General features: G+C 63.8%; 19 protein-coding genes. 6 read left to right on the forward strand and 13 right to left on the reverse strand.

Annotation, left to right across the window (positions count from 1 at the left end):
• Window positions 1-474: 474 nt before the first annotated feature.
• Complete coding sequence (locus VL598_RS05315) at window positions 475-801, reverse strand: DUF2917 domain-containing protein (RefSeq protein WP_325325667.1); 327 nt, start codon at window positions 799-801, stop codon at window positions 475-477.
• 100 nt (window positions 802-901) lie between these two features.
• Here VL598_RS05315 and VL598_RS05320 point away from each other — a divergent pair, with 100 nt between their 5' ends.
• Window positions 902-1,867 carry a transcriptional regulator GcvA gene (locus tag VL598_RS05320; protein WP_325325649.1) on the forward strand — a complete coding sequence of 322 codons (966 nt, stop codon included), beginning with the start codon at window positions 902-904 and terminating at the stop codon, window positions 1,865-1,867.
• A gap of 100 nt (window positions 1,868-1,967) precedes the next feature.
• Here VL598_RS05320 and VL598_RS05325 read toward each other — a convergent pair whose 3' ends face one another.
• From VL598_RS05325 to VL598_RS05360, 8 genes are all read right to left on the reverse strand, one after another.
• Window positions 1,968-2,237, reverse strand: a complete 270-nt coding sequence (locus VL598_RS05325) for a DUF493 family protein (protein ID WP_325325650.1) — start codon at window positions 2,235-2,237, stop codon at window positions 1,968-1,970.
• A gap of 27 nt (window positions 2,238-2,264) precedes the next feature.
• The gene (locus tag VL598_RS05330; RefSeq protein WP_325325651.1) at window positions 2,265-3,524 is read right to left on the reverse strand and encodes a D-alanyl-D-alanine carboxypeptidase family protein; all 1,260 of its coding nucleotides are present in this window, start codon (window positions 3,522-3,524) and stop codon (window positions 2,265-2,267) included.
• A 427-nt stretch (window positions 3,525-3,951) separates the two neighbouring features.
• Window positions 3,952-4,578: an alpha/beta hydrolase gene (locus tag VL598_RS05335; RefSeq protein WP_325325652.1), complete on the reverse strand. Its 627-nt coding sequence runs from the start codon at window positions 4,576-4,578 to the stop codon at window positions 3,952-3,954.
• A 26-nt stretch (window positions 4,579-4,604) separates the two neighbouring features.
• A complete protein-coding gene (locus VL598_RS05340) occupies window positions 4,605-4,928 on the reverse strand; it encodes a (2Fe-2S) ferredoxin domain-containing protein (protein ID WP_325325653.1) in 324 nt (107 codons plus the stop codon).
• 258 nt (window positions 4,929-5,186) lie between these two features.
• The gene (locus VL598_RS05345) at window positions 5,187-5,783 is read right to left on the reverse strand and encodes an ABC-type transport auxiliary lipoprotein family protein (protein ID WP_414718660.1); all 597 of its coding nucleotides are present in this window, start codon (window positions 5,781-5,783) and stop codon (window positions 5,187-5,189) included.
• A gap of 144 nt (window positions 5,784-5,927) precedes the next feature.
• Window positions 5,928-6,905: an MlaD family protein gene (locus tag VL598_RS05350; RefSeq protein ID WP_325325655.1), complete on the reverse strand. Its 978-nt coding sequence runs from the start codon at window positions 6,903-6,905 to the stop codon at window positions 5,928-5,930.
• 200 nt (window positions 6,906-7,105) lie between these two features.
• Complete coding sequence (locus VL598_RS05355) at window positions 7,106-7,984, reverse strand: ABC transporter ATP-binding protein (RefSeq protein ID WP_325325656.1); 879 nt, start codon at window positions 7,982-7,984, stop codon at window positions 7,106-7,108.
• Window positions 7,981-9,111, reverse strand: coding sequence for an ABC transporter permease (locus VL598_RS05360; RefSeq protein WP_325325657.1), 1,131 nt, complete (start codon window positions 9,109-9,111; stop codon window positions 7,981-7,983). Before VL598_RS05360 ends, VL598_RS05355 begins: the two co-directional genes overlap by 4 nt.
• A 105-nt stretch (window positions 9,112-9,216) precedes the next feature.
• On the opposite strand from VL598_RS05360, the gene VL598_RS05365 reads away from it, so the two are divergent.
• The 3 genes from VL598_RS05365 to VL598_RS05375 all read left to right on the forward strand — a co-directional run bounded on the left by VL598_RS05365 (window position 9,217) and on the right by VL598_RS05375 (window position 11,333).
• Window positions 9,217-10,179, forward strand: a complete 963-nt coding sequence (locus VL598_RS05365; protein WP_325325658.1) for a biotin--[acetyl-CoA-carboxylase] ligase — start codon at window positions 9,217-9,219, stop codon at window positions 10,177-10,179.
• Entirely contained in the window at window positions 10,176-10,982 is an 807-nt protein-coding gene (locus VL598_RS05370; protein WP_325325659.1) for a type III pantothenate kinase, read from the forward strand. Before VL598_RS05365 ends, VL598_RS05370 begins: the two co-directional genes overlap by 4 nt.
• Window positions 10,983-11,093: 111 nt before the next feature.
• Window positions 11,094-11,333, forward strand: a complete 240-nt coding sequence (locus VL598_RS05375; RefSeq protein ID WP_325325660.1) for a hypothetical protein — start codon at window positions 11,094-11,096, stop codon at window positions 11,331-11,333.
• Between the two features lie 65 nt (window positions 11,334-11,398).
• Here the strand turns inward: VL598_RS05375 and rfaE2 are convergent, their stop codons facing one another.
• The 4 genes from rfaE2 to VL598_RS05395 form a co-directional block, all read right to left on the reverse strand.
• The gene (rfaE2, locus tag VL598_RS05380; RefSeq protein ID WP_325325661.1) at window positions 11,399-11,884 is read right to left on the reverse strand and encodes a D-glycero-beta-D-manno-heptose 1-phosphate adenylyltransferase; all 486 of its coding nucleotides are present in this window, start codon (window positions 11,882-11,884) and stop codon (window positions 11,399-11,401) included.
• A gap of 189 nt (window positions 11,885-12,073) precedes the next feature.
• The gene (locus VL598_RS05385; RefSeq protein ID WP_325325662.1) at window positions 12,074-12,952 is read right to left on the reverse strand and encodes a ferritin-like domain-containing protein; all 879 of its coding nucleotides are present in this window, start codon (window positions 12,950-12,952) and stop codon (window positions 12,074-12,076) included.
• Between the two features lie 513 nt (window positions 12,953-13,465).
• Window positions 13,466-14,254: a PhaM family polyhydroxyalkanoate granule multifunctional regulatory protein gene (locus tag VL598_RS05390; RefSeq protein WP_325325663.1), complete on the reverse strand. Its 789-nt coding sequence runs from the start codon at window positions 14,252-14,254 to the stop codon at window positions 13,466-13,468.
• A 133-nt stretch (window positions 14,255-14,387) separates the two neighbouring features.
• The gene (locus VL598_RS05395; RefSeq protein ID WP_325325664.1) at window positions 14,388-15,380 is read right to left on the reverse strand and encodes a fumarylacetoacetate hydrolase family protein; all 993 of its coding nucleotides are present in this window, start codon (window positions 15,378-15,380) and stop codon (window positions 14,388-14,390) included.
• A 788-nt stretch (window positions 15,381-16,168) separates the two neighbouring features.
• Between VL598_RS05395 and VL598_RS05400 the strand changes: the two genes are divergently transcribed.
• Window positions 16,169-17,032, forward strand: coding sequence for a DUF3108 domain-containing protein (locus tag VL598_RS05400; RefSeq protein WP_325325665.1), 864 nt, complete (start codon window positions 16,169-16,171; stop codon window positions 17,030-17,032).
• A 252-nt stretch (window positions 17,033-17,284) separates the two neighbouring features.
• A partial coding sequence (locus tag VL598_RS05405) for a BTH_I0359 family protein (protein ID WP_325325666.1) occupies window positions 17,285-17,505 on the forward strand: 221 nt, incomplete at its 3' end.

A 17,505-nucleotide genomic window follows, 5' to 3' on the forward strand; every position in this document is an offset into this window, starting at 1 on the left:
ATTGCCCCGTCCACGGTGACGTGTGGTGCATCAATCGAAATCGACGACGCAGCGAGCGGTTCGGTGAGCGGCGTGGCACACATAATGCCAATAGTCTACCGGAATGGCGTCCCCTCCCCCAAGCACGCACCACAAACGCACGGTGTGCCACTTGGCATCAAGCGGCTCGGACTTTTTTGTGCCAATCCCCTGCTCACCCTCGCACTCGCGGCGCCGAAACGGGTCCGGCATTACGGCGAAGGCGCGCACGCGTGGCTTTTGGCCCTGTTTTGGGCCACCCATTTCTTGTGCCTCCTTTCACCGACCAAGTGCCGTCTGTGGTCCGCAATCCGGCCGCGATTTCACCAACCCGCGACGAGATTTTTCTGAATTTTGGTTTCGCGGGACTGTGCCTCCTCTATGGGGCAGATTTTTTTCAAAACCGGCTTCGGACCGGCGGCGTCGGGCGCCTTCGGTCCGCACTTCACGTTAGCTTTACACCGCGCGCAAGCTGCCGCGCCACCGCAACCCGAGTCGTTCGGCCGCCGCTGCCAGGGCATCGCGCACGAGAGCACTGCGCGCAAGCGGCGCGACAAATCCCACCCGGGCCGACCGGTCTCCGTCCACGCTCAACCACAGCCGCTCGCCACGCCGCAGCAGCAGCGAATCACCGGGGCAGAGCCAGTAATCCTCGACGTCGTTGCTGCGCGTCACCCAGACGGATGCCCCCTCCACCGACAGCCGTGTGCTGTGCTCAATCATCATTGCAGCCGTTTCACGCGGTTCGATCTCGAACGTGACGCTTGAAGAAATCTCTCTCATGATCGCCTCACAGAAGATGCCTTGGATGTCTAGAATCGTAGACATGCCGCGCCTCGGCGCAAAACGATCAATTCTCACGCGTATGTGAGCAGGATTAACAATGGACCTCCGACGATTGCCTGCGCTTAACGCTCTGCGCACGTTTGAAGCCGCCGCCCGGCATGAGAGCTTCTCTCGAGCGGCTGAGGAACTGTTCGTGACGCACGGTGCCGTGAGCCACCAGTTGCGCGCGCTCGAAGAGGAGCTCGGCGTCGCGCTCTTCACACGCATCGGCAAGCGTGTGCGCCTGACAGAGGCCGGCTGCCGTTACGCCAAAGCGGTACGCGCCGCGTTGATGGCGCTCGCCGATGCGACACACGACGTCCAGGGTTCCGAGCGCGAGCGGCATCTTGTCGTGTCGTCGTCGCCGTCGTTTTCGGCACGCTGGATGACGCCGCGCATCGGCCGTTTCATCGACCGCAACCCGCACATCAATCTGGATTTGCTTTCGACGAGCGCCCTCGCCGACTTTTCGCGCGACGACGTAGATGTGGCGATTCGCTACGGCAGCGGCCACTACCCCGATTTGCACGTCGAGCCGTTGTTGGAGGAGGTTATCTTTCCGGTCTGCGCGCCTACGTTCAATGGCGGGCAGCTTCCTAAAACCCCGGCGGACTTGACCCACGCGCCGTTGCTGCGCTCCGATTCCGAGCTTTGGGGAACGTGGTTCGCCGCTGCGGGGCTGCCGGGAATTACCGAGCCGCGGCGCGGTGTGCTCTTCGACGATTCGTCTAACTTACTGCTCGCAGCCGAAGATGGCCAAGGGATTGCGCTCGCGCGTCGTTCGATCGCCATCGAACAACTGATCGCGGGGCGCTTGGTGCGCCTTTTCGATATCGATGCGCCCTCCCAGTGGGACTACTACTTTGTCTGTCCACCGCCGCTCGTCACGAGCTCCCGCGTGCAGGCGTTCCGCACTTGGCTCTTCGATGAGGTCAAACAGTATCGCTCGCTCTTTGAGGAGGCTCGCTTGGGCGCGAGGAATGTCGATGCAGGGGGGGCGCTTGCGCGGGCGGACAGCGATTGATGCGAGGTGTCGAACGCCCGCGTGGCACATCCGTACCATTCGTGCGCTCTAGCAGTCCCGGCGCCCGCTTTTCGCAGCGGCCGCCGGGACACCACACGTTTCAAAGCACGACAGACACCAGCGGATGCCCGGTCAGCGCACGATAGATATCGTCGAGCTGCTCGCGGCTTACGGCGCGCACCGTCACCGTCAATCCGACATAGTTGCCGCCGCTTGACTGCCGTCGCTCCACCCGCGTGGCGTCAAAGCTCGCATCGAACTGACGCACGACGGTCACGATGGAATCGGCAAAATCAGGGTGCGACTTGCCCATCACCTTGATCGGAAAGTCGCAAGGAAACTCGAACAGCGATTCATTCACCGGGCTCATTGGCTTAGCTCCACCATCACTCTGTCGTCATTGCTTCTTGCCGACCATCAGCATCAGCGAGTCCCAGACGCGGCCGGTAATGCCCGCCTGCGGCACCGGCTGCAGCGCGACGACCGGGAACTGCGTCAGCGTCTTGCCGTCGGCCACGATCTGCGCGGTGCCAACCGTCTGCCCTGCGGCAATCGGCGCAATCAGCGGCGAGCGCAGCGTGAACTGCGGCTTCACCTTCTCACCCAGGCCGCGCGGCACGGTAATGTACTGGTCGCTCGTTACGCCCACGGTCACAACGTCGGCCGCGCCCTTGTACACGCGCGGCGTCTGAACCGGCTGGTTGGCCTTGAAGAGACGTACCGTATCGTACGCGCTATAGCCGTAGTTCAGCAGTTTCATGCCGTCCTGCACACGCGTGCTTTCCTTGTCTTCGCCCATGATGACCGTCACGATGCGGCGCGATGCGTCGGGCACGCCCGGCAGCGATCGCTTTGCCGACGCGATCAGGCAGAAGCCGGCCGCCTGAGTGTGGCCCGTCTTCAAGCCGTCGACCGTGGGATCGAGCCACAGCAGCCGATTGCGATTCGGCTGCTTGATGTTGTTATACGTGAACTCCTTGACCGAGAAGATGCTGTAGTACTCGGGAAAGTCGCGGATGAGGTGGGTCGAGAGCGTCGCCAGATCGGCCGCCGTCGTGTAGTGCTGCGGGTCGGGCATGCCGTTCACGTCGGCATAGTGCGTCCCCTTCATGCCGAGCCTCTGCGCTTGCGCGTTCATCATGTCGGTAAACTGCGCCTCGCTGCCCCCAACGAGCTCGGCGAGTGCAATCGCCGCATCGTTGCCCGATTGCACGATCATGCCGTAGACGAGGTCGTGCACTGTCACCGGCTTTTCCGCCTCGATGAACGTGCGCGATTCGTCGTTACGTACCCGGCGCACGGCCACGCTAGGCGTCACCACCTGGTCCATCGAGATTTTCTTGTCGTGCAGCGCCTGGAAGACGAGGTACGCCGTCATGAGTTTCGTCAGCGATGCGGGCTCTACGCGCTCGTCGGCGTTACCCGAGGCCAGCACCTGATTGGCCGTCGCATCGACGAGCACCCAAGAGCGCGCCGAAACCGCCGGCGGCGGCACCTGCGCCGCGGCGACGGGCGCATAGCTCACGCCTGCGGCGATGGTCGCGGCGGCTACCAAGGCGAGCGGCGCGCGAGAAACGATCGACTGAGGAACGAGGGGGGACGCAAACGATGAAATCGACGAGATCGAAGGCAAAAGGCCGGAGAAAGAAGAGCGCATAGAGTGAGTCAGTTCGTGCGAAAGAGAGCTTGCGCGTGCTGCGCGCGACGGAGGGTGCGCCCGGCCGACGCGTGCAGCGCCGCGACACGCGAAGAAAACCAGCAAACGAGGTATGGCGGCGAACAGCGAGCGTTGGACACAGGCATATGCGGTCGGTTCACGCGAGCGTCTCCAAACCGGCGAAAGCGCCCAGACACCGTTTTGACGCCTTCGTGACATTGGGCGCCGCCCGAACTTCGGGCACCGCTGGCTGCTACAGACAGCGACTAAACGGGCATAGGACGCGTTCGCCGCGGCGCTCGCGCAAAAAAGTCGGGTCCATTATAGCGGCAGGGCACCGCAAAATACCGCGTCATCAGTCTCTCTGCGCCGGTGGCCTGCCCGCTCGCGCGGCACAGGATGCGCCATGCTCCCGCCGTGTGCAGACCTACTTCCAGGCATCCACGATGATGCGCTTCAACACGTGCAGCTTGCGATGCAGAAAGTGCTCGGCGCCAGGAATGACGACGACGGGCAACTCTTGCGGGCTCGCCCATTCGAGCACCGCCGCGAGCGGCACGGTTTCGTCGATCTCGCCGTGGATCAGGAGCGTGTTCTCGGGTACGGGCGCGACGTCCCAGCGGCTTGTCGCCGTGCCGACAAACACCATGCGCTCGATGTGCTCGCCCGCCTCGCGCATCGAAGCCGCGACGTGCGACAGCACGGCCGTGCCGAACGAGAAGCCCGCCAGTACGAGCGGCAGCTCGGCTTGGCTCGGCTGCGCGCGCATGTATTCGATGACAGCGCGCAGATCGTCGCGCTCACCGATGCCATTGTCGTGCTCACCCTCCGTCTCGCCCACTCCGCGGAAGTTCGGCCGATAGGTCAGATAGCCGAGTTGCACGAGGGAGCGCGCAAGGGTCTGCGCGACTTTGTTGTCCATCGTGCCGCCAAAGAGCGGATGCGGATGCGCGACGAGCGCCATGCCACGCGGCGTCCCGGCGGGCAGGTCCAAGGCGAGCTCGATCTTGCCGACCGGGCCGTCGATCAGAAATTTTTTCGTCTGGGCGTTCATTCACGAGTTCTCAATCGGCACAACGATCAACGATCGATCAGGAGGCGTTCGACGATCTTGCCGTTGGCAAGATGCGAATCGACGATCTCGTCGATGTCCGATTCGTCGACATAGGTGTACCAAGTGCCTTCGGGATAGACGACGACCGCCGGCCCTTGTTCGCAGCGGTCGAGACAGCCGGCCTTGTTGATCCGCACTTTGCCAGGGCCGGCGAGGCCGAGCTGCTTCACGCGCATCTTGGCATATTCCTGCAACGCCTCGGCGTTGCAGTTCGCACAGCTGGGACGCTCCGCATCGGGTCCGCGCTGGTTCAGACAGAAAAACACGTGGTGCTTGTAGAAGGAATCCATGATCTAGTGGGTTGGACGGTGCGTTGGCCGCATGGCCCTTCACTGCTGCGGTGATACAGATGCAGCGGCGCAGTTCGATGGGAGGCCGCCCGCGCCGGATGTCAACTCGAACGAACCGTTGACCGACAAATCGGTCACGATGGTTCGGGCGATTATAGCGAGCAGCGCGGTCGCCCGCTTGGCGCTCGAAAAGATGCCGGCGCCGGTGCGGTCACGGTTTTCGGCCGCTTGTGTGAGATGCGCGAAAGCTTCCTCGCATTAACGCGCCGCAACGGACGCCTGAATGTCGAGCCAAGCAATCAGCTGTGCGATGAAGTCATCGCTTGCCACCGCCAGCGCCCCCACCCCGCCCGCCGCGTTCGGCATCTCGGAAGGTGCACGCGCGACGAACGTGCGCTGCGCCATCACCTGCCCATTTCGGGTCAGCGTCGCGCGCGCAGTCAGTGCCCCGTGGCTCTGGCCTTCAGCATCGAATACCTGTTCGAACTCATCTAGATCGACCGTCAACAGCGGCCCGAGAACGGCTGCGCCAGGCGCTGCCACCGTGCCTTGCGCCGACAGCGCAGCACGCAGACGTTGCGTCAGCAGCAGTGCCGGAGGCATCGTCCAGTGACTGTGCGCGTATGCGGCCGCGCGGCGCGGATCGACATAATTCAAGCGATAGATGATGGCATTGCTATCGAGCGCGCGAGGCGCGCGCACGTCGAAAACCCGCACCGCAGGCTGCGGATCGCCTTGCGTCAAGGTAGCTTGCGCCTGCGCCGGGCCGAGGTCGTAACGGAAATCGTTGTCGGCAGACGGCGTGCCAACGGCGCAGCCGAGAGTCGCGAGAACGGCCAGTAGAGCGCCGATCATGGGCAGCGGGCGCCATATGCGCACCGCCGCGCCGCGGCCAGAAAAATGCGGCTTTTGTGTAGCCGACGGGGCGTGAAGGTCGATCGGGCTTCGCATGAATCGATTTCCTTGCAAGTGAGTCGGCTTTCGATTGGGCTGGCCCGTCTAGCGCGATGCCGAGTGCGATGCCGGCGCTGCAGCGGGCCATGCGAATCCAGGCTCGCCGGGCCCCGGCGCCGCAGGGCCGACGCCGAAGAGCACGCTTCTCGGGCTCGAACTGAATACGGATGCCGCGCGATCGAACGAGCGCGCGGCATCGCTTACATCGGCAGTCAGCGCGTTGACGCGCGGCAGCGTCTCGTAGGCAAGGCGCTGCGATATGCCATCGATCGACGCGTTCATCTGCACGAGCGCCACACTCGCGCGGTCGGCAGCCGTGCCCACTTTGTCGAGATTCACGAAAAGCGGACCGCCCGGCGCGTTGAGGTTCGTGAGCAGCGCATCGGCCGCCCCGAGCGCGCGCTTTAGATCGGCAAGCGCACCGGGCAGCGCTTTCGCAGTTGGCCCGGCTTGCTGCGCGAGCGTCGTCACCGCATCGGCGGTGCGCTGCAGACTCGCTACGGTTGCCATCAACTGCGTTTGCATTTCCGGCGACAACATCGCGTCTGCACGGGTCGCAACGCGCTGAAACTCCCGCAGCAACACGTCGCCACGCTCCTGCAGCTGATCGAAGAAACCCGGCTGCAACGGCAGCTGCGCGACGGCGTTGGCCGACGAAGCCAGCGGCTCTGTATTGGTCCCGCTGTCATCGAGCTGGATGAACGCCAGTCCCGTTAAGCCCTGAAATGCAAGGCCGCCAAACGTCGAGTGAGTAATCGGCGCGCCCTTGTCCACGAGAATGCGGATGATGATCTGCCCCTGATGCGAGCGATCGAAGCGAATCGACGCCACTTTGCCGATGTCGAGACCGCGATAGCGAACAGGGGCATCTGTCGTCAGTCCCGTTACGCTCGTGTGCGCGATAAGGTCATAGGGCACGCGCACAGCCCGATCGATACTGAACCAGAAAATGGTGAGCGCGATGGCAAGCATCAATCCGATGGAAAAAAGCCCGACCCAAAAGGCATGCGATTTGTTTTCCATTCGCGGTTTCCCGTTGCCCGATCTGTTCGCCCACGGGTGAAGTGACCGTGTGCGTCGTTCAGTACACAGTTTTGAGCGTCTATGACCGTCGTGCGGGACGCGATGCCCCCGCTCCTTCGCGGCCCCTACGCCACCACTTGCCGCGCCCTCTCCTCAATCGGGCAACTTGAATCGGCCATACGTCGGTGCGTCATGCTTGGTCATAGCGAAACCTCCGCCGATGCCGAGGCGAGTGCGGCGAGCGGGAGCTTCGCGCGGCGCTCGGGCGGCAGTGCCTGGAGGGCTCTGCGGCCACGCCGTCCAAGAAAAAATTCGCGGATGAACGGGTGCTCGATGCCGGCCGCTTCCTCAATCGGCGCGGCTACGACGACCCTCCGATCCGCGATGACAGCCACACGTGTCGAGAGCGCCGTCATCGTATCGAGATCGTGGGTGACCATGACGACAGTCAGCCCCAAGGCACGATGCAGCGTGGCGATAAGGTCGACGAATTCTTCCGATGATTGCGGGTCGAGCCCGGCCGTCGGCTCATCGAGAAAGAGCAGCTCGGGCTCGAGCGCGAGCGCACGCGCAATGCCGACGCGCTTCACCATGCCGCCTGACAGGGCGGCCGGCATTTTCGATGCATGCTTGCAGGGCAGCCCCACCATCTCGAGCTTGAGCATCACGATGTCGTGCAGCAGCCGGCGCGGCACCCGTCCGAGCTCGCGAACGGGCTGGGCGATGTTGTCGAACACCGAGAGCGATGAAAAAAGCGCGCCTTCCTGGAAGAGCATGCCGACGCGGCTTCGCATGACTCGGGCGGCGTTCGGCTCGATCTCCGAAATATCCTCGCCGAACACGGCGATCGAGCCGGAACTCGGCCGCTCGAGGGCGAGAATCTGCCTCACCAGCGCCGTCTTTCCCGAGCCGGAGCCCCCCACAATCGAGACGATCTCACCCCGTCTCACGTCAAAATCCAGATGCTCGTGCACGATATTGCTGCCGTAGCGCTTCGTCAGGTTACGCACTTCGATCACCTTCTCGGCGATCACCGGTGGCGGGCAGTCGCGCACGACTGCGGAAAGCGGCGAGGTCATTTGAGCCCCACATTTTGAAAGAGGATGGCGAACACAGCATCGGCAAAAATGACGACGGTGATCGACGTCACCACGGAGGAGGTCGTCCCCTTGCCCAGGCTTTGTGAGTTCGGCTTGATACGAAAACCGAAGTGGCACGCGACTAGGCCGATCAGAACGCCGAACGTAATGCCCTTGCCGAGACCGATATAAAGATTCGCGATAGGCACGACAGAAGGCAGGCTGCGCAGGAAGTACGCAATATCGATGCCGAGCACCGCCTTCGCGGCAAGCGCGCCCCCCACCAGCGCGACGACGTTGGTCGACATCACGAGCAACGGCATGGCAATACTGAGCGCGACGACGCGCGGCAAGACGATGCGCAACCCGTGCGGGATGCCCATGACGCGCATCGCATCGAGTTCTTCGGTCACACGCATCACGCCGATCTGGGCCGTGATCGCGGAGCCCGAGCGGCCCGCGACGAGTATCGCGGAGAGCACGGGCCCAAGCTCGCGAATTACCGCAAATCCGAGGATGTTGATGATGAACTGATTCGCCCCGAAGAGGCGTAGCTGCTGCCCTGACAGGTAGCTGAGCACGATCCCGATGAGAAAGGCGGCGAGCGCCGTGATCGGCAGCGCTTTGGCGCCGGCACTGTAGATGTTGGCCGACAGCTCCGTCCACGGCCCACCCGCCGGACGGCGAATGACGCTCAACGCGTCGAGCATGACTCGCCCCAGTAGCGCGATGCCGTCGTAGATATGACCAAAGAAGCCAAAGATGGCCAACCCGAGCGCCGTCACGGGATCTATCCGCTTGACGGGTGCGGGTGCATCGCGATGCGTCTCGAGCAGAGCGATGCGCGCGAAGATGTCGCGCTGCGTATCAGTGAGCACGATCCGCTCGGGCATCATCTGGCCCCAGACGCGCCACAACGCCTGGCCGCCGACATGGTCCATGCGCTCGACGGCACGCAGATCCCAATACGCTGACGTATCGCCCCTCAGCGACGCGAGCCGCATCGTCGCGCCGCCCCTGTCGCGGTCGCGTGCGAGGGCGAGGGCCGTCCACTGCCCCGACAGCCGGACGAGCGGCCCCGGGCTGCCGGAGGCGATGACGAGGCCGGGTGGAGTATCGAAGTCCAAGGTGCGCGCCCATGAACGTGGATGTGCGGCCATTTTAGCCAGTCGAGCGCTCGACCGCATCGCTTGATGTGGGGTCCCGCGCGCGCGGCCGCTACAATACCCCGCATGACCGATACCGCCACTCCTGCGCCGACGCCCTCTCGCGCCGGCGGCAACGCTCCCGTTGACGCGGCCGACTGGCGCATCGACCCGGCGCGCGCGCTAAGCCGGGTCGTCCCGACAATACCCGCCTCTGCGCTCGAGATCGTCGACGAAACGGGCTCGACGAATACCGACCTCATGCAGCGCATGAAGGCCTTGGCGCGTAACGGCGCCACACCCGGCATCCACGCGGTGCGCGCAGCCTACCGTCAGACGGCAGGACGCGGCCGCCAAGGGCGCAGCTGGCACGCTCAGCCGGGCCGTGCTCTGATGTTTTCGCTAGCGTATGTGCTGCCGCGCCCGCTCGCGGGCCTGGCCGGCATGAGTCTCGCGGTCGGCCTCGCGCTTGTCGAGGCGCTGCGGGCGTTGCCGGGGATGGCGCCGCGCGACTCGGCGCGCATCGGCCTCAAATGGCCGAACGACGTGCTGCTCGACGACGCGAAACTCGCCGGCATTCTCATCGAAACGGCCTGGAGCACCCCTGACGCAACCGCGGCCGTCATCGGCATTGGCCTGAACCTGCACGAAGACGCAACACTCGCCGCCGAACTTGCCGCCGCCCGCGCACAAGCGCCGGTCACGCTCGCGCGCCCGACGCCGCCGGCGGCGCTCGAGCGCGTGCTGCCCGGGACCAACCTAACGGACGCGCTTGCCGCGGTGCTCGCGGCGCTCGTCCCTGCCCTTGAACGTTTTTCGATCGAAGGCTTCGCGCCGTTGCGTGCGCGCTGGGATGACTGCCACGTCTTCGCCGGGCGTGAAGTTGTGTTGATCGAGCAAGGCAACGAGCTCGCGCGGGGCACGGCCTTGGGCGTGGACGAGTCGGGGCAGTTGCGCATCGCCACGGAGAACGGCGTGACATCGATCACAACCGGCGACGTTTCCCTGCGCCTCGGCGAGCCGCCGTTGCCCGAGCGGGACGCGTTATGAAGCCACCGTTTCTGCTCATCGATGCTGGCAACAGCCGCATCAAGTGGGCGCTGGCCGAGGGTCCCGGCGTTTTTTCGCAGCAAGGGGCTTTTGCACATGCCGATGCGCCGCGCGGCGAATTGATGGACTTCGGCGCGCCGCCCGATTGGGCCCTGCTGCCGCGCCCCGACAGCGCCTGGATCTCCAACGTAGCGGGCGACGCCGTGCTCGCCAGGATTGACGCGCTGATCGAGCACCATTGGCCGACCCTCCCACGCACGACGATCCGCGCGTGCGAGCGGCAGTGCGGCGTCACGAACAGCTATCGCGAGCCTGGGCGCCTGGGCAGCGACCGTTGGGCCTCCCTTATCGGCGCTCATGCGGCGTTTCCCGGCGAAGATGTGTTGATTGCGACGTTCGGCACAGCCACGACGCTTGAGGCGCTCAAAGCGGATGGGACGTTTGCGGGCGGCCTCATCGCACCCGGCTGGACCCTGATGATGCGCTCATTGGGCGAGCATACGGCACAATTGCCCATTCTGGCCGCCGATTCGGCGCGTGAGCTGACGGAAGGCGCATGCGAGCGCCAGTGGTTCGTCACCGAAACGTCGCAGGCCATTTCGGCCGGATCGCTGCTGGCGCAGACGGGGCTCGTCGAGCGTGCATGGCATGAGCTCTCGCGAGCCTGGCATGCGTCCGTCAGGCTTGTCATTGGCGGCGGCGCCGCCGACGAGGTGGCACACGCCTTGACCGTGCCCTTTACGCGTCATGACGGGCTGGTACTTTCGGGGCTTGCCTTGATCGCAGCACAAGAGGCGATCTGATTTCGATGCCGTTGCGGCGAACACCCGTCGCGTACGCATTTGCCGGCCGTCGCCGGACGTTGCGGCAGATGCGCGCTTTATCGCTTTGAACGAATGAGGGAGAGGTCCACGATGTTGCGCTGGCTGATCGTCATTCTCGTGCTTGCCAATCTGGCTGCTTTGGGGCTCGCGAGCGGCACGCTCGGGTCGCTGCCGGCGTCAGGGCTGCGCGAACCCGACCACCTGAACCACCAGATCCATCCCGAATGGCTGAAGACGCGGCCGATCACGGCTGCCGAGGCGAGCGACCAGCCCGTCGTGGGCAAGGCCGCGCCCGAGCCGGCAGTCACCACTTCGCCGCTTGCGAATTAGCAGTCTCGATTCTCGAGCCGCATTGATGGCTTGCCGACGGCGGCGAACCGTGCAGCCGACGCCACTCACACGCGATGTGTGCGCACCTTCTTGAGCAATGCCGTCGTCGAACGCTCATGCTCGAACGCAATGGCGAGCGCACGTCCGCCCCAGCTTCGCACGAGCGCTGACTCAGGCAGTGCGTCCATATCGTAGTCGCCGCCCTTCACGAGGATATCCGGACGCAAAGCGGCGATGAGATCGACGGGCGTCTTCTCCTCGAAGCGCACGACCCAATCGACGCACTCAAGCGCCGCGAGCAATGCCATGCGGTCCTCGTCACAATTGATCGGACGGTCGTCCCCCTTGCCGAGCATGCGGACCGACGTGTCGCTATTGACGCCGACGATGAGACAGGCGCCGAGCGCGCGCGCTTGCGCGAGGTAGGTGACGTGCCCGCGATGGAGAATGTCGAAGACGCCGTTGGTGAAGACGACGGGCGCAGCCATCGACGCACGGTGCGCGGCGAGCGCTTCGCGGGTGATTATTTTGCGTTCGAAGAGGGCACTCATGGCGCAAGGGGCTCGCGAAAGCGAAAAAACTGAAGAAGCGGACGCTGAAAACGCAAGGCCGCGCTGCTGACAAAGACAGAAAAAACCCGCCGGTGGTGGAACGTTGGAAACGACTCCTCCATCCAGCGGGCCATGATGATGCACGATGCGCATCGCCGCGCCTGCCTGACGCGGCTCTTGTGCGGGCTCTTAAGCGGGCTGAGCGCCGCCGGCCGAGCCTTGCTGCGCCTGCAGCCTCACCGTAATTTCCTTGCGATACCGATTGAGCTCTTGCGCCGTCGTGAACGTGCGCTCGAAGAGCACCGACAGATTGTGCAAGATGCGCTCGACCACCTTGTTCTCCCAGCCGTCGTCGAACCGGATCTGCTCGTCGAGCCAGCGCTCCAGCCACTCCGGATCGGGCAAGCGCGACTGAACCGTATCGCGCGGGAACAACTGGCGATTGACGTGCAGGTTCGTCGGGTGCAGCGCTTGTTCCGTGCGCCGCGCCGATGCCATCAAGACGCCGATTTTCGCAAAAGCCGCACGCGCCGCGTCGCCACAATTGATCAGCGCCTTCTTCATGTAGCGCAGATAAGCGCCGCCATGGCGAGCCTCGTCGCGCGAAATCGTTTCGTAAATGTGCTTGATGACGGGTTCCGTGTGCCACTCGGCCGCGCGACGATACCAGTGGTTCAGACGGATCTCGCCGCAGAAATGCAGCATCAGCGTTTCGAGCGGCGGAGCCGGATCGAACTCGAACCGCACCGCGTGCAGTTCTTCCTCCGTCGGCACCAGATCAGGCCTGAAGCGCCGCAAGTACTCCATCAGCACGAGCGAGTGCTTCTGTTCTTCGAAGAACCACACGCTCATGAACGCGGAGAAATCGCTGTCGTGCCGGTTGTCACGCAGGAACATCTCCGTAGCGGGCAATGCAGCCCACTCGGTGATCGCGTTCATTTTGATTGTCTTCGCCTGATCGTCGGTGAGCAGCGACGCATCGAACGTGTCCCAGGGAATATCCTTCTCCATGTCCCAACGGACGGATTCGAGCGATTTGTAAAGTTCCGGATAAAGCATGGTGTTCATCGTGCCACCCCTGTTCTGCTCATTGCGTGTTGTGTGTCCTCAACTATTGCTGCTGCCGCACCAATAGGCGCACACACGCAGCGAAACCTGGTGATTGCGGCAGTGACGGCCGTCGCGGATCGATCGCGTTCCATACTGCGCCGATCCGGCAACCCGCCCGCTCGGCGACGAGATATTCGCCGGCGATGTCGGTCGCGATGAGTTCGAGCGCGTTTTTTTCCCCAAGGCGCCGAGCCTCTCCCTTTCGCATTCCGGTGGACGGCGGCACAACGGACTGCCGCGATCATTTTTTTTCGGCGTTCGTCCACAACTCGAAATCTTTGAAATGATAGCACGCGAATGTTTGCAAAAAGCGCACGCCCCATCGGTCGGATCGGTTCGGCACGCCTTAGCGCTCCGTGCGCTACGGATCCCGGTACCTCAGCTTGATCAGCGCTGCTGCGAACGGGTCGATTCGCCGTCGCCTGTGTCAGCGGCTTCGCCTGCCTCGCCGGGGGGTGTCCCGGCGCCCCTTCACGGGCCTGACGTCTTGCCGGCCGGCTTTTGTGGCGCGGAACGTTTAGGCGCCGGCCTCTGCGTGGCCGCTTCGCCGCCGGCACCGGCACCGGCACCGGTGCCGGCGGCTGCGGCTCCCGGCCCTGCCTGCGGCCCCTGCGCCCCGGCCGCCGCGCCCGGCTGCGCCATGGCGAGTGCAGCCAGCTGATTGAATTGCGATTGAAGTAGATTCCACCAGGCCGATGGATCGAACGGTGCCGCGTCCGGTGTCGCACCGGCCCCCGCACCAGGCTCCTTGGCCTCGTCACCGGCAGGCTCGTGCGATGCCGTTGCGGTGGCACTGCTTGCCGCCTCGCGCTCAGCCGGTTTCGCCGCCCACCCCTTGGCCCCAGAGGAGCCTGACGACGCCGTGCCCTGCGGTTGCGGGCTGGTACCGCTCTGACCAGGCTGCATCATCGATGCCTGCGCGAACGCGCCGAATGCGCGCAGTGTTGCAAGCGTGGAGCGCTGGACTTCGAGCGCCTGGATCGACGATTGCAGCATGTTGAGATTGAGCTTCAGCCATTGCTCGACAGCACGGAGGTCAGTGATGCGCTTGTCCAGTTCCTCGACGTTCATCAGCGGCGCAACGAGGTCCGACATCGCCGAAAGCGGCGAACTCAGTCCAGGTGCCGCGCCCGGCATGCCGGGGAAGGACGCCCCGAATGGCGCGAGCCGCATCATGTCCCACATCTTGTCGAGCATTTCAGCAGGCGGAAAGCCCGGAAAACCTGCGAATGGCATTTTGTCGCCACCGGTATTGGTCATGTGCGTCTAGCCTCGCTTGAAAAATCGGGGGGCCGCCTTGCCAGTGTAGGCCCGCGTGCGCGACTGGCGCATTGGGCGAAACCCGGCGCGGCCGGACAAACCACTGTCGACCACTCTGGTCAGTGCGAATCGATCAGCCGGCAACGGCCAGCGGTGCGACGCTCTGCTCGATTGCACCGAAAATCGACCTGCCGCCCTCGTCGAACATTTCGATCTGGACCGTGTCGCCGTATTGCATGAAGTCCGTCTTCGGCGCGCCGTCGGCGAGGGTTTCCAGGCAACGCTTCTCGGCGATGCAGCAAAATCCGCGCGCCGCTTCGCGGTTCGACACTGTGCCGGACCCGACGATCGAGCCCGCACGGACGTTGCGCGTTTTCGCCGCGTGCGCAATCAATTGGCCAAAATGAAACGCCATGTCGACGCCGGCGTCCGGCTGGCCGACCTTTTTGCCGTTCCAATGGACGACCACCGGGCGGTGCAGACGCCCTTCGCGCCAATTGTCGCCTAGTTCGTCGGGCGTGACGGCTACCGGCGAGAAGGCTGTCGCGGGCTTGCTCTGAAAAAAACCGAACCCTTTTGCGAGTTCACCCGGGATCAAGTTGCGCAATGAGACGTCATTGGCCAGCATCACCAGACGAATCCCTCGCAATGCCGCTTCAGGCGATGTCCCCATCGGCACGTCCCCCGTGATGACAGCCACTTCGGCCTCGAAGTCGATCCCGAATGCTTCGGAACGGCAGACGATGTCGTCGCAGGGCCCCAAGAAATCGTCGCTGCCCCCCTGGTACATGAGCGGATCGGTCGACAGTTCGGGCGGCATTTCGGCGCCTCGCGCACGACGCACCAACTCGACATGGTTCAGGTAAGCTGACCCGTCTGCCCACTGAAACGCGCGCGGCAGCGGCGCCATGCAGTTTTTTGCGACGAACGGGAATGTGTGACGCGCATGGCCCTGGTTCAGCGCTGCGTAAAGCTCGGCGAGCTGTGGCGCGTAAAAGGGCCAGTCGTCGAGCGAGCGCTGGAGCGTCGGCGCGATGGCGTCAGCAATGGCGGCCGTACGTAAATCGCGGGATACGACGATGAGCTGACCGTCGCGCGAACCGTCCTTCAGGGTGGCAAGTTTCATAGCGGCATGCGGTGCAATGAACAGGGAAGCGAACTATTTTACGATGCCATGTTGACGCGCCCTCCCTACTTGCGTTGTGGGCCGGCTGGTCGACGGAATGTCCCCTCGCTGGGTCGCCGCGTTGGGTCGATATTGCCCTGTGCTGTCGCATGTGGTCATACGCTTACATCTGCAAGCTAGGCTACAGTGCGTCTTTACAAGGCCAGACTGCAGCGGCGGCATCGGCGGAACATCCGTCGGCACGCCTTGGTCGAATTGTCCGGCAGCGACGCTGCGATGCACGGTGTTGCCCTATGGGCGCTCTCGGCCTGCCAAAGAAGATAGGCAGGCTTGTTTTCCGCTTTGCTCGTTTTCCGGTGGTTTACCGTCCCTTCGCCATGCCGCTTGGTCCCCCTTCATCTGCCGCCCACACGCGCCTCGATGGCTCAGCGCCCCGCCCGCACGTGCTGCGCTGGAGCGTCGTCCTGGCGATCGTGCTGGTCTTGCACGCCACCGTGGCGGCCTGGATCGCGCGCGAGCGAAAACCTTTCCCGCCTCCCGCCGAGAAACCACCGGTCCAAGTGCAACTTCTGCAACCCGAGCGTATCGAGCAAGCGCCAAGCGCCACGTCTCATCCACCGCCCCGTGTCCCCAAAGCGCGGCCGACCCCACCCGCAGCAGACCGCGCCCGACCCGCGCCAGCCCCGGGAGAAAACGCAGCGCGACACGCCGCCACGCCGGCGCCAGTGCTGCAATCGGTGACGCCAAAGGCGCCTGCGGCCGTACCGTCCCCGCGCGACGCCACCTCGATGTCTGCTTCAGCACCCGTTTCCGCCTCGGCCCCCATAGGCCCAAGCGGCAATGCAGCCGCGCTCGACGGCGCGCGTGCTGGCGGCAATGCCGAAAACGCCGGCGCCGGCGCCGGCACGAGCGGCCCGCCAAGGCAGGGCCTCAAATTTGCGGCGCCGCCGTCCGGCGATTTGCGATACGACACTTTTTACAACGGCATGCGCAATGCGCCAAGCACGATCCACTGGGCGAGCGACGGCGTCGGCTACGCGATGGTCATATCGATTCCATTGCCGTTTGTTGGTGAGTTCAGGTATGAAAGCGAAGGTCGCATCGACGCATTCGGACTCGCCCCGCAGCGCTACGTCGAAACACGCGGGCGCCGCGGTCAAAACGTCACGACGTTCGATCGCGAAACCCGGCACATCGCTTTTACCCGCACGCCGGTAACGATTGCGCTGCCCGACGGTGCTCAGGATCGCTTCAGTGTGGTGATGCAGTTGGCAAGCCTCGTGCGGGGCGACCCCGAGGCCTATAAGCCGGGCGTGACCCGCAACTTCTACGTCGCCGATAACGACAGCGGCGAGACTTGGCCGATGGAGGCGATGGGCGATGAAACCGTCAGCGCCCCGGCCGGCTTTGTCGAGGCGCGCCGTTTCATGCGGTTGCCGCGTCACGCGGGCGACGCCCGTCGCCTCGACGTGTGGCTCGCTCCCGCGCTCGGTTGGCTGCCGGTGCGGATCATGCAAACGGAGCCGAACGGTACGCAGATAGAGCTTGTCTGGAGCGGCGCACTCGTCCCTACGGGCGTGAAAAATGCGCCCTCTGCCTCAAAGGATAGTGCAACGGACGCCACCGCACCGCCGACGCGTATCGAACCATAAACCCAATATATGAAGAAAGGTGTCGGGGCGCACAGATAAACGTCGATGTTTTTCCACACCTCCAACGTTTTGCGTGGAAAGCGTCTAATCTATAGAAACCGCGCTTCAGGTTTGCTTCGCTTGAGGTTTGCTTTTTGCGCCATTTGCTGGGAGGTTTAAGCATCGTTTAAGTCCCACCCCTTGAAATTCCACACACACGCTCCAATTACAGGGCGGAAACGGCCAAAAGCCATCGGAATAAGGAGTGTCGCCATGCAAATGATCTACAACAGCGCCAACTACTGCGTCGTCGAGTTCGCGCCTCAGGCTGACCATCTTGCGATGAACGCCGGCGGCTATGAGATCGTGGATAAGAACACCCAGCGCGAGATCTTTATCGACGGTGAGATGGCGGCACGCTTTCGCGAAAACGTACGCAAGCTGATCGAGGAAGAACCGAGTCTGGATGAGGTCGATGAGTTTCTTGGTCAGTT

This window comes from Trinickia sp., assembly GCF_035492435.1.
Classification (GTDB): Bacteria; Pseudomonadota; Gammaproteobacteria; order Burkholderiales; family Burkholderiaceae; genus Trinickia.